This is a genomic window from Paramagnetospirillum magnetotacticum MS-1, assembly GCF_000829825.1.
In the GTDB taxonomy this organism is placed as follows: domain Bacteria; phylum Pseudomonadota; class Alphaproteobacteria; order Rhodospirillales; family Magnetospirillaceae; genus Phaeospirillum; species Phaeospirillum magnetotacticum.
Genome location: NZ_JXSL01000027.1, coordinates 255,199 through 267,064, shown reverse-complemented (window position 1 = coordinate 267,064; position 11,866 = coordinate 255,199). Strand labels below are relative to the sequence as shown.

The following is an 11,866-nucleotide window of genomic DNA, read 5'->3' as shown; positions in this document are numbered from 1 at the left end:
TGGAAAGCCGAGAGGTGGCGGTGTTAGTCTGCCGCGTCATGAAGCCGCCGAAGAAAAAAACCAAGCCGATCGATCCGGCCCTCATCCTGGCCGAGGCCATGCGTCTGGCCGAGGGACAGTTGCTGGACGAGGCCATCGCCGCCCTGGAAAAGGCCGATGGCCATGTGGAATGCGACTATCGCCGCGCCGGTCTATTGCTGGCCCGTCAGCGCGCCCCCGAGGCGGAGACGCTGTTCCGCCGGGTGCTGACGGCCATTCCCGGTCATCTCGACACCATGGTCGGTCTGGCCGGTGCCCTGGTGGCGCAAGGCCGGGCCGCCGAGTCCCTGGCCCTGCTGGAACCGGCAGCGCAAATACAGCCGCAATCGGGCCGCATCCATTATTTGCTAGGCATCGCCCTGGAGGAGGCCGGACGGTCGCAGGCCGCCGCCCCCCATCTGGCCAAGGCCCGGGCCCTGGTCATCGCTCCGGCCGAACGGCGCCAGCTGGTGCCCTACGAGCTTTACGTCCAGCTCAGCCGCCGATGCAATCTGCGTTGTACCATGTGCGGATGGGAGATCTGGAAGGACAATTCCGGCTTCATGGAGGACGCGGTCTTCGAGCGGGTGATCGCCGAGGGCAAGGCCAGCGGCATCAAGACCATGCATATCCTGGCCGGTCAGGGAGAACCCTTCCTCCATCCCCGCGTCTTCGAGATGCTGGAGCATGCCGTGGCCGAGGGCTTTCAGGTGGGCATCGTCACCAACGGCACGCCGTTCACACCCGATAAGATTTCCCGCCTGTCCAAGCTGGGCCTAGCCTATCTGCAATTCTCCTTCGCGGGCTGGGACGCGCCAAGTTATGAGAGCGTCTATGTGGGCGCGAAATTCGAGCGAATCGTGGTCAACCTCAAAGCCATCCACAAGGCGCTGAAGGACACCCCCACCCGTTTCGCCGTCAAGGCGGTGGCGCTGGGCGATTGGGAAGTCAATCTGCGCAAGACCAAGGCCTTCCTCGCCTCCATCGGCATCACCGATGTGTGGACCGTGCCCGCCAATAATTTCGGCGGCTCTGTCCAGTGCGGGAGTTTGAGCGAACGCCACGGAATCTGGTCCTTGAAGGATATCGATCACCACCGCCTGATGCCTTGCCGCCTGTTCCTCAAGGCCGTCGGCGTGTTCTGCGACGGCACGGTGACCGCCTGCGGCTGCTATGATTCCAATGCCCAATTGAAGATCGGCAATATCATGGATCAGGGCCTGGGCGAGATCCGCCGTGGCTCCGCCTATGGCCGCATCCTGGACGCCTTCCGCAATGGCGATGTCCGCGATATCCCCATGTGCGGCAAATGCGACGATCCTTTCGGCTAAGAAAACATCTCATAGTCGTAGAGTTAGCCCCCCTTGCGGGCTCTGCCCACACCCGCAAAGGGCCAAGGCCCTTTGATCCCATTGGATTATTCGTAATAGGGTCCAGGGACTTCAGTCCCTGGCGGGTGCAGGGCAGCGCCCTGCGGCTTGGTCAAACGAGCCCACGCGCAAGCGAAGTAATGCCTATAATTCCCTGAGACGGAACCGCTGGATCTTGCCCGTCTGGGTCTTGGGCAGGAACTCCACGAATTTGACCTCGCGCGGGTATTTGTAGGGCGCGATATTGGCTTTGACGAAGGTCTGGATCTCCTCGGCCAGCAGTTCCGAGGCCAGGGAGGGGTTATCCAGCACGATACAGGCCCGCACGATGGTGCCGCGCGCCTCGTCGGGAACGCCGATGACGGCGCATTCCGCCACCTTGGGGTGGTCCAGGATGGCGCGCTCCACCTCCTGGGCCGAGATGTTGTAGCCCGACGAGACGATCATGTCGTCGGAGCGGTCCACATACCAGAACCAGCCGTCCTGGTCCTGCTCCATGATGTCCCCGGTGACGTTCCAGCCGTTCTTGACGAAACCCGCCTGTCGCGCCTGATCGTCGAGATAGCGGCAGCCGGTGGGCCCGCGCACCGCGAGGCGCCCCTTGGACCCCACAGGCAGCGGATTGAAGTCGTCGTCCAAGATACAGGCGCTGTAACCATCCACAGGAAAGCCGGTAGCGCCCGGCTTGGCAACATCCGCCGACTGACAGATGAAATGGGTCAGCATCTCGGTCATGCCGATTCCGTTGACCAGCTTGATGCCGGTACGGTCCAGCCAGTCGTCGTAAAGCTTGGGCCGCAGATGCTCGCCCGCCGAGGACCCCTTGCGCAAGGACGAGATATCGTATTTGCCGATCATGCCCAGCATGGCGTTGAACGAGGTGGGCACCGCGTAAAGGCTGGTGGCGCGATGACGCTGAATGCCCTCCAAAATCAGGTCCGGCGTGGGCTTGGGCACCAGAACAGCGGTGGCGCGGTACCGCAACGGATACATCATGAAGGCCGCCTTGCCATAGGTGAAGGCGATGGAGGGCGAGCCGATCACCACCTCGTCGGCGTCCAGGCCATGGCGGCGTGGCCAGCAATCACACGACGCCAAGATGTCGCGGTGGAAATGCATGGCGCCCTTGGGATTGCCTGTGGTCCCCGAGGTGAAGGTGATCAGCGCCACATCGTCGGCCGCCGTGTCCACATTGGCGAATCCGGCAGGCTTGGCCTCGGCGCGGCGGTCAAGATCGGCGTCGGACTTGGTGCCGTCGCCTAGCGGCGTGAAATAGGACACATGGCGAAGCTCGGGCATTTTCTGGCGGGTGAGATCCATCTCCTCGGCCAGATCAAGCTCGCACAGGGCGATGGCGATTCGGGCCTTCTCCACGATGTAGGACAGTTCCTTGGCGCGCAGCAGCGGCATGGTGGTCACGCAAATGCCCCCCGCCTTCAACACCGCCAGCCAGCACGCCACCAGCATGGGCGTATTGGCCGAGCGCAGCAGCACCCGATTGCCCGGCACCAGCCCGAAGTCCTCGGTCAGGACGCGGGCGATGCGCTCGGCCCGGTCGAGAAGATGGGCGTAACTCCAGGTCCCTTCCCCGTAATGGAACACCGGCTTGGCCCCAAACCCCGCCGCCACTGCCGTATCGATCAGCGCGGCCGCCGCGTTGATGCGGTCGGGATAATGGCCGAGATGGGGCGCCGAATAGTCAAAGACCGGCCACAGATCAGGCGGCGGCAACAGTTCGCGGGCAAAGCGGTCCACATGGGCACTGGGCACACCCCCTGGAGCACCACTGGGCAAGCGCATCTGATCCTCCGCAAACTGAATGCTCGTTCAGTTGAATGATTATTCATTCAGTGGGGTGAGGTCAAGGGGAATGGAGGATGTCGGTTTGCTAACAGGTGGGGACGCAGGAAATTGAGGTGGCGCCACCAAGTAAGCAGATCACCACTTGACCTATAAAATAACTCTTGCAACCATCGTTATCGGAGGTTCCGCCCCATGACAGTTTCTAATCGTTGGCAACGTGATCGCATCTCTCCTTTAGCGTTGCAACTTGACCCTGACAATCCACGCTTCGAGCTAACATCACACAGCCAAGAGGCGATTTTACTTCACCTGCTGCGCGATCACGATGTAATCGCTCTGGCAAAAAGCATCATTGAGGCCAAAGAGCTTTGGCCGACCGAGACCGTTCTGACGTACTTCGACGGAAAGCAACACATCGTCCTTGAAGGCAATCGCAGGACCGCCGCATGCAAGATATTGCTTAACCCAGAGATCCTGCCCGAATCTGCGTACGATCTACTGCCACAAATCCCGGTCATCGATGATGAAACCAGGAACAACATCAGCAAGATCGACGTCTGTTTCGATTACGACAGGGAACGCGGGGATCCGATCGTTGCGAATATCCATGCCGTCATTCAAAGGCGGGCATGGTCTCTGGTATCCCGAATGCGCTACGTCCATCGAGAATTCAAGAAAAGCAAGAATGAGCAGGAAATTGCCCAAACCCTTAAGATTGACCTAAAGACGGTGAAGCAGCTTCTCCGTGGAAGAGAGGCTCTCCAAATTGCCATTCATGGAAATGTGTGGCCAGATGATGAAAAGGCCATTCTATACCGTGATGAGCAAGTCGATCATGAACCATTCCTCAGAGCCGTACTTTCTAGAAGAGTAGAACACCACTTTGGGCAACCCATGTTCTTTGATGATGGGCGGCCCAATCGATTTGGTTTTAGCAATCTTGACCAAATGGTCGGTGTGATTGCCCGACATACGTTGATTGCCCAGCGTAGGGATACGGACGACAAATTTTCCAAGGGAGATTCGGTCGAGGATTATCTCCGGCGGACTTGGCCAATTGGCGATCGGGTAAATGAGGTCGTTCCGTGCCCAGGAAAGGAACCTGACCTCTTCGACATGAACAGACCAGCTGGGGGCCTATCGCTGTACACTCCGCCCAATAGGAAAACCGAAGGCCGAAAACCCGCACCGAAGCCGCCCACCAGTACTGAACCGACCGACGGGCAACTGGAGCTTCCGGACAACCCAGCCTCGCCTAAGGACATCCCGCCGAATGGTCCTGAGGACGGCGCGAACGGCAGCCATATGGAACTAGAAACGCCGCCCTCGACGGTATCGGCTCATCCACTGCCCGCCGATTGTACGTCGCCACCGTTGGCTCCCATGGCCCTCCCCGACGAGATGAATTCGGATGCGGCCACGCCTTCTACGCTGCCACCAGTTCAGAAGCCCAGGCCGCTTCTGCTTCTCGAAGATATTCGGTGCCTTCGTGACGATGATCGGCTGAAGCGGCTGACCTATGAGCTGACGCAACTCAGCTCAACGAAAAACAATCTAACCTCGTTCCGGCTGTCCTTGTTCATGCTCATGCGGGCTTTGCTGGAATGGGCGCTCGTGTACCACTACGATCAGATCAAACTTCCGTGCCGAGATGACAATGGCCAGCATTTTCCCATTGGAAGACTGGTTGGAATGGCAAGCACGCGCACCGAAGTTTTTCGAGACAACAAAAAGCTTTCCGAGCGAGCGAGCACCATCGCATCACATTGGCTCAAAGATCTGCATTGGAACTCCCATAATGATATGGGCAACTGGAGTATTGAGCGTTTGCAAAACATCGCAGGAGATCTACGCCCGATCCTGAGGTTCATTCTCATGGATGCAGTCTACGAACATTTTCCCGAGAAAGCGGCACATGATGAGAAAGCAGAGGGTAATTGCAGAGAGTAAATGGAGTCAGAGTCAATCCATCATTGACCGCCCCTGATTTTTACGAACAAACAAAAAGGGGGCTTGGGGCATGGCCCCAAATGGGTTTGGGCGATAGCCCAATATGGGGATCAGATCGCGGTTAAACCGTGAGGATCACCCCAACCGCCCGATCATCCGTCCCCGCGCCGCCGGCAGAACAGCATGGCGGGAGTCGAGGACGTGGCGTTGCAGGAAGAAGCCGGTCATCTCCAGCCCTTCGCGGATGGCGGCGGCATCGCCCTCCCCGCCTTCGACCAGGAAGGCGGGAAGCTTGAACAGCTTGTCACGGTAGGGCTCGCCCGCCGCGCGGCTGACGGCGCGGCCGGTTTTGGGGCTGACCCAGGCCAGATCGTCGGTCTGCCCCGTCGCGGCGCAGGCCGAGAGGTCGAGGCCGAAGCCCAGGTCGCGCAGCAGGGCCAGTTCGAAATGGACATAGATGCTGGGCCAGGACTCGGCTTCCAGAGCATGAAGCAGCGCCACCAGGGCGGCATGGCAGGCGGGATGGGGCTGGCGTTCGGCCAGGGCCGTCTCCACCAGGGCGCAGGCGGAACCGAGGGCGGAAAGCCGTGCGGCGTCATCCAAAAAGGCCGCGCCATAGGCGTGGAGCATTTCCAGTTTGAAATTGCCCAATTGCTCGGGCAGGCGGCCGGTCCATTTGGCGCGGACGAGATTGCCGGGCTGCAGGATGGGACGATTGGTCCGGCCCTGGCCGCCATGGACCAGACCGGCATGGCGGCCATGGCTTCGGGTCAGCAGCGAGGCGACCGCGCCGGTTTCGCCATGACGGCGCACCGCCAGGACGATTCCGTCGTCATCCCATTCCATACCAGCTCCAGATGAACAGCCCCAGCCCTGCGGTGGTGGTGGCCAAAGCCAGGGCAGCCGCCAGCTTCTGGCGCGGCGAGATGACCGGGATGTCGTCGTCTTCCAGGCTCCAGGCGCCTCGGGTAAAGCGGTGAACCAACACGCCGAGCAGCGCCAGAACCCCGACCCAGATCAGGATGATGGCAATGGCGCGCAAGCTCATGCGGTCCCCCTCTTCCACTCCGTCGTCATCCCGGCCTTGAGCCGGGATCCAGGAGTGGCCCCCCCTGGATCCCGGATCTCGCGTTGCTCGTCCGGGATGACGATGATCTTCATGAAAAGGCTGTGCTCACGAATCGAAATCCAGGCCGATCTCGGAGTAATGGCCGCGCTTCTCCGACCAGTCCTCGCGGACCTTGATATGGATGAAGAGATGGACGCGGCGTTCCAGCAATTCCTCGAGCTCTTGGCGGGCGCTCGCCCCGATGGACTTGATCTGGCGACCAGCCTTGCCCAGCACGATGGGCTTTTGGCTTTCGCGCTCCACATAGATCACCTGATCGATGCGCGCCGAGCCGTCCTCCTTCTCCTCCCACTTCTCGGTCTCCACATGGAGCGAATAGGGAAGCTCCTGATACAGAGCGATAAAGGCCTTCTCGCGGGTGATCTCGGCGGCCAGCAGGCGCTGCGGCAGGTCCGAGACCTGATCTTCGGGGAACATCCAGGGGCCGGGCGACACCAGCTTGCCCAGATGGGCCAGCAGGTCGTCGATACCGTCGCCTTTGAGCGCGCTGATCATAAAGACGTCGGTGAAGATGCCCTCGGCGTCCAGTTGAGCGGTGAGGCCCAGCAGCTTGTCGCGCTTGACCAGATCCACCTTGTTCAGCACTAAGATGGCCTGACGCTTGGTCTCCTTCAGCTTATCGACGATGGCGCGGGATTCGTCGTCATAGCCCTTGGCGGCGTCGATCAGCAGGCAGATATGGTCGGCATCGTTGGTGCCGCCCCAGGCCGCCGCCACCATGGCGCGCTCCAGCCGCTTCTTGGGCGCGAAGATGCCGGGTGTATCGACCAGCACCACCTGGGCCTCGCCCACCATGGCGATGCCCATCACCCGAAAGCGGGTGGTCTGCACCTTGGGCGAGACGATGGACACTTTGGTGCCCACCAGAGCGTTGACCAGGGTCGACTTGCCGGCATTGGGGGCGCCCACCACCGCCACGAAGCCGCAGCGCTGATCGGTTTCGGGAACTTCATTCATGACTTCACCTGTTCCAGCGGCTTGCCGCCCGTATGTTTCCTCGGTTGCGTTCGCACCGACAGCATAATGCACGTTCAAGGCTCCTGCGGGCATTCCATTCGGCCCGTGACGGCATCGGGCACGAGAAGCCTGGGACTGTCCAGACAACCGGCCCCAATGTCGAGACTCTGCCTCGCCCAGGTATCGAGATGGACGGGCACGACCAACGAGGACTCCATGATCCGACGCCGGAATGTATCCGGAGAAGCCTTGCTCATCCAGACATTGATGGGAGCCTCGCCGAAACTGTGGCTGCCATGCACGATAAAGCGGCCTGCCGCGAAATAGGTCATGATCATGACCTCATAGCCGTCACTGCCCTGGGCGATGATCTGAACGTCACGCCCCTGCTCGGGGTGGAGGAGAACACGCGCCGCCACGGCCTCGGTCCAGCCGCGCATGGTGCGCACGGTGGTCACCTGTTCCCCGGCGGCTTCAAAGCGTTCCGTCATGGAGCGGATACTCATATCCAGGCGATACACGCCCCACACACCAAGAACAGCGGCGAGAATGGGCAGCGTCCATCGGTGCAGACGCACTTCAACCGGATGCAGCGCGAAGAACAGCAACACCAGTCCCGCCGCGTGGAATGTCCGCAACGGGACACGGGTAAAGCGGTCGGGAGAGTTTAGGTTCTTGAAATAGAACTCGCCGAAGCAGTCGAGATGATAGACGTACAGCGCCCCGAAATAGAGCAGCAGGTACAGCGCGAATGCAATGATCAGGGGTCTTTGGCGGGCATTGAAAGCGGCCACGGCCACGCCCCCGGCCGCGACCAGGGTCAGGGGCAGCTTAAACTCCGCCACATAGGCCAGGATGGTTCCGAACAGCCGCAGGAACAGATCCGTCATGCGGACCGAACCATCGCCGCCAGCCAGCAGACCGGGCAACAGGGCCAGGGGGTCGGACATGCACCCCTGCACCGCCCCCACGCTCCGCCACACCCCATAGACCAGTATCGTCGGCACCAGGGCTAACCCGAACATAACCGCGATCCTGGACCGCCCCTGCCCGGCCGAGCGCAAGGCCGCCCATCCCAGTAGGACAAGCAGCGGAGCGACGAAGGCCAGCATGGAGACCTTGATCAGATATCCCCCGGCGATGACCAGTCCGAGATGCAGTCCGGCCCGCATGCGGTCGGCAGCGTCTTCCAGAATCAAGAGCCCTAACAGCAACGCGGCGGTCAGGGTATAAATTTGCGGCTTCTCGATCAGCAGATTGGTGGGAGCCAGACGCCACATGGCCTCGACGCCCAAAAGGCCGAGGACCAGGACCCAGGCGCCCAGGCGGGCCGATACCCGCGACACTCCCAAAAGCAGCCTTAATCTCATTGCGATGTCATGGATCAGACCGCACAACGCCACATGCATGACGAAGGGCACCATGGCCGAGCGGCTTTCAATGAAACCGCCGAACAGCAGATTGGGATAGGCCAAGGCGATGGTCCAACCGGGCGTATAACCAAGAACGCCGTGTCTGATATCGTCACCGAGAAGACGCCCTTTCAGGGCCGCCTGCCGGGTCCAGGCCAGCCAGTTGGTCAATTCATCCCAGGCCAGCGGCTGATAGTCCAGCCCCCGGATCACCAGGATGACCATACCGGCCAGCGGCATCAGAACCACCGGGTGGACCAGGATAGACCGGTCTTTGCCGAAACCCCTCAGTACAAGCCGAGTCAGTCCCAGTCCCGCCATCCCAGCCGAGACACCGGCAGCAACCGGCAAGGTCAGGCCCAGCACCAAATGGCCAAAATAGACGAGGAGCAGCAGCAGGCAAAAGCCGGAGAAAACCCGCGCCCCCAGCCAGTCGCCCTCACGCCCTCCGCGCGCCAACCCAGGAAGCAGCCCCGCTAATCCGATGACCGTGAGCATGGTGGCGGCAAGTGCGAGCATGGTCTTACTCTAGAGTTTCAATATTGGCGAAAAACCATCATTCCCCTGAATGCTGGGCCGCCAGAAGCAGTTTCGCGGCGGCCTGCTCCGCCACCCGTTTCGAGGCACCGCGACCCACGGCCGAGCCTACACCCTCCACACTAACCTCCATCAGGAAAGTCGGCTCGTGGGGCGGGCCTTCCTGGCCCAGCATCTTATAGGCGGGCAGCGGTTTGCCCCGCCCCTGAGCCCATTCCTGCAGCCCAGTCTTGGCATCCTTTGGGGGCGCCAGGGCCTCTTCCATCATGGGTTCCCAGCGTGACCGCACGAAGGCCGCCGCCACGGCAAAACCGGCATCGGCGTAAAGGGCGCCGATCACCGCCTCGCAAGCATCGGCCAGGATGCCGGGATTGGTCCGCCCACCGGCATCCGACTCGCCCTTGGCCAGCACCAGATGACGCCCCAGGCCGATCTCATTGGCGATACGGGCCACCGCCTCGCGGCGCACCAGGGCGGCATGGCGCCGCGCCAGGGCGCCCTCGGCCTCGTCGGGAAAGCGGAGAAACAGCATCTCTGCCACTACCAGGCCCAGGACACGATCGCCCAAAAACTCCAACCGCTCATAGGGGTCCGAACCCTGGGAGCGGCGGTGCTGCTGGGTGCTGGGATGGGTCAGGGCCTGTGACAGAAGCTCGGGCCGCGCGAAGGCATGGCCCAGTAGCGCGGGAAGATCGGCGGCGGCGCCCTTCATGGCGCTACTCGATCCCCTGAAGCAGGCGGGCATAGCGGATGGCCCAGGGCCAACGCCACACTTCCCACAGGGCGGCGCTGCCATCGCCGGAGAAGAACAGAATCTCCGCCCGCCCGACCAAGTTCTCGGCCGGCACATAGCCCACCTCGGACAGGAAGCGGGAATCCGCCGAATTGTCGCGGTTGTCGCCCATCATGAAGTAATGACCGGCGGGCACCAGATATTCCATGGTGTTGTCGGCGGGGCCGTTATCGCCCAGGAATTCGATGATCTTGTGCTTGCGCCCGTTGGGCAGGGTCTCGATATATTGCGGCGCGCGCAAGATGTTGCCGTCCCGGTCGCGCTCGACAAAATCCTCGATACGCTTTCTGTCCACGGCACTGCCGTTGATATGCAGAATGCCGCCCTTCACCTGGATGCGGTCGCCGGGCAGACCCACCACCCGCTTGATGTAGTCGACCTTGTTCTCCGGCGGCTTCTTGAAGACGATCACGTCGCCGCGCTCTGGCATATGCTCCATGATCCGTCCGCCGCCCGGCCCGATGCCGAAGGGCATGGAATAGCGGGAATAGCCATAGGCGTATTTGGAGACGAACAGATAATCGCCGATCAACAGGCTGGGGATCATGGAGCCCGAGGGTATGTTGAAGGGCTCGAAGGCCAGGGTGCGGACGCTCCCGGCGATCAGCATGGCGTAAACGATGGTTCGGATCGTCTCGCCCATTCCGCCCGACTTGCCTTTAGACATGAATAGCGCCGCTTATCCCATTGAAATGTATGTCATCAGATCCGGAAAGACCATTCCTTGACGCCGAGATCAAGCCAGCCCCCGCGCCCTATGTCAAGCAGGCAGGGCTTCGATGATCAAGACGGCCTGGGCCAGGGGGTAGTCGTCGGACAGGGACAGGTGAAGATGGGCGGTCATCCCGGCGGGAATCCGCCGCGCCAGAAGCTCGGCCGCGCCGCCGCTTAAGGACAGATGCGGCTTGCCCTCGGCATCATTGGTGACCTCCATGTCGCGCCAGCCCACGCCCTGCTTGCCCAGGGCCTTGACCAGCGCCTCCTTGGCTGCGAAGCGCTTGGCATAGGCACCCGCCCGCGCCTGACCCACCCGCCGATCAGCGGTGGCCTGCTCGGCCACGGTGAAGACCTTGTCGATGAAACGCTGGCCGAACCGTTCCAGGCTATCCTCGATGCGGCGGATATCCACCAGATCATTGCCGAGACCGATGATCACCTTCGGCGCGCCTCGTCCATCAGTTGGCGCATATGGCGGATGGAAGCTTCCAGTCCGACAAAGATGGCTTCACCCACCAGGAAGTGGCCGATATTCAGTTCCATGATGGAAGGCAGCGCCGCCACCGGCTTGACCGTGTCGTAAGACAAGCCATGCCCGGCATGGCATTCCAGGCCGATGGAATGGGCATGGGCGGCGGCTTCGCGGATGCGGGCGAATTCGCGGTCGCGGGCCTCGCCCTCGGCGTCGCAATAGGCCCCCGTATGCAGTTCGATGACCGGCGCGCCCAGGGCCTTGGAGGCGTCCAGTTGCTTAAGGTTGGCCTCGATGAACATGGAAACGCGGATGCCCGCCTCGACCAGACGCCCGACCAGAGGCTTCAGGCTGTCGAACTGCCCCACCACGTCGAGGCCGCCCTCTGTGGTGCGCTCCTCGCGGCGCTCGGGCACGATGCAAGCGGCATGGGGCCGGTGGCGCAGCGCGATGGCCACCATCTCCTCGGTGGCGGCCATCTCGAAATTGAGCGGAAGGGTGATCTCGTTGGCCAGCCGCTCCATATCCCGATCGGAGATATGGCGCCGATCCTCGCGCAGATGGGCGGTGATGCCGTCCGCCCCGGCGCTTGCCGCCATATGCGCCGCCCGCACCGGATCGGGATGGTGACCGCCGCGGGCGTTACGGATGGTGGCGACGTGATCAATATTGACCCCGAGGCGAAGACGGCTGGACATGGAACGAGAC

General features: G+C 61.7%; 11 protein-coding genes. 2 read left to right on the top strand and 9 right to left on the bottom strand.

All coding sequences use genetic code 11. From position 1 onward, the window contains the following. Window positions 1–14 precede the first annotated feature (14 nt). A complete protein-coding gene (locus CCC_RS09905) occupies window positions 15–1,349 on the top strand; it encodes a radical SAM protein (protein WP_236686353.1) in 1,335 nt (444 codons plus the stop codon). Window positions 1,350–1,532: 183 nt separating this feature from the next. On the opposite strand, the gene CCC_RS09900 is transcribed toward CCC_RS09905, so the two are convergent. Further along, a complete protein-coding gene (locus CCC_RS09900; RefSeq protein WP_052473079.1) occupies window positions 1,533–3,188 on the bottom strand; it encodes an AMP-binding protein in 1,656 nt (551 codons plus the stop codon). Window positions 3,189–3,383: 195 nt separating this feature from the next. On the opposite strand from CCC_RS09900, the gene CCC_RS09895 reads away from it, so the two are divergent. Then, window positions 3,384–5,141 (top strand): hypothetical protein, encoded by a 1,758-nt coding sequence (locus CCC_RS09895; RefSeq protein ID WP_152619752.1) that lies wholly within the window; start codon window positions 3,384–3,386, stop codon window positions 5,139–5,141. 135 nt (window positions 5,142–5,276) lie between these two features. Here the strand turns inward: CCC_RS09895 and recO are convergent, their stop codons facing one another. From recO to CCC_RS09855, 8 genes are all read right to left on the bottom strand, one after another. Continuing rightward, entirely contained in the window at window positions 5,277–5,987 is a 711-nt protein-coding gene (gene recO / locus CCC_RS09890) for a DNA repair protein RecO (protein ID WP_041041098.1), read from the bottom strand. Beyond that, window positions 5,974–6,189: a hypothetical protein gene (locus tag CCC_RS09885; RefSeq protein ID WP_041041096.1), complete on the bottom strand. Its 216-nt coding sequence runs from the start codon at window positions 6,187–6,189 to the stop codon at window positions 5,974–5,976. Before CCC_RS09885 ends, recO begins: the two co-directional genes overlap by 14 nt. 126 nt (window positions 6,190–6,315) lie before the next feature. Beyond that, window positions 6,316–7,227: a GTPase Era gene (gene era / locus CCC_RS09880; protein WP_009868852.1), complete on the bottom strand. Its 912-nt coding sequence runs from the start codon at window positions 7,225–7,227 to the stop codon at window positions 6,316–6,318. A 74-nt stretch (window positions 7,228–7,301) separates the two neighbouring features. After that, entirely contained in the window at window positions 7,302–9,158 is a 1,857-nt protein-coding gene (locus CCC_RS09875) for a hypothetical protein (protein ID WP_009868853.1), read from the bottom strand. Window positions 9,159–9,195: 37 nt separating this feature from the next. Beyond that, window positions 9,196–9,888: a ribonuclease III gene (gene rnc / locus CCC_RS09870; RefSeq protein ID WP_009868854.1), complete on the bottom strand. Its 693-nt coding sequence runs from the start codon at window positions 9,886–9,888 to the stop codon at window positions 9,196–9,198. 4 nt (window positions 9,889–9,892) lie between these two features. Then, window positions 9,893–10,636: a signal peptidase I gene (gene lepB, locus CCC_RS09865; RefSeq protein WP_041041094.1), complete on the bottom strand. Its 744-nt coding sequence runs from the start codon at window positions 10,634–10,636 to the stop codon at window positions 9,893–9,895. 93 nt (window positions 10,637–10,729) lie between these two features. Further along, a complete protein-coding gene (acpS, locus tag CCC_RS09860) occupies window positions 10,730–11,125 on the bottom strand; it encodes a holo-ACP synthase (RefSeq protein ID WP_009868856.1) in 396 nt (131 codons plus the stop codon). Then, entirely contained in the window at window positions 11,122–11,856 is a 735-nt protein-coding gene (locus CCC_RS09855; protein WP_009868857.1) for a pyridoxine 5'-phosphate synthase, read from the bottom strand. The genes acpS and CCC_RS09855 overlap by 4 nt, the downstream gene beginning before the upstream one ends. Window positions 11,857–11,866: the final 10 nt, after the last annotated feature.

Coding starts and splice junctions, on each gene's coding strand:
- CCC_RS09900 (WP_052473079.1), bottom strand. CDS start 3,188: ATGCGCTTGCCCAGTGGTGCTCCAGGGGGTGTGCCCAGTGCCCATGTG.
- CCC_RS09895 (WP_152619752.1), top strand. CDS start 3,384: ATGACAGTTTCTAATCGTTGGCAACGTGATCGCATCTCTCCTTTAGCG.
- recO (WP_041041098.1), bottom strand. CDS start 5,987: ATGGAATGGGATGACGACGGAATCGTCCTGGCGGTGCGCCGTCATGGC.
- CCC_RS09885 (WP_041041096.1), bottom strand. CDS start 6,189: ATGAGCTTGCGCGCCATTGCCATCATCCTGATCTGGGTCGGGGTTCTG.
- era (WP_009868852.1), bottom strand. CDS start 7,227: ATGAATGAAGTTCCCGAAACCGATCAGCGCTGCGGCTTCGTGGCGGTG.
- CCC_RS09875 (WP_009868853.1), bottom strand. CDS start 9,158: ATGCTCGCACTTGCCGCCACCATGCTCACGGTCATCGGATTAGCGGGG.
- rnc (WP_009868854.1), bottom strand. CDS start 9,888: ATGAAGGGCGCCGCCGCCGATCTTCCCGCGCTACTGGGCCATGCCTTC.
- lepB (WP_041041094.1), bottom strand. CDS start 10,636: ATGTCTAAAGGCAAGTCGGGCGGAATGGGCGAGACGATCCGAACCATC.
- CCC_RS09855 (WP_009868857.1), bottom strand. CDS start 11,856: ATGTCCAGCCGTCTTCGCCTCGGGGTCAATATTGATCACGTCGCCACC.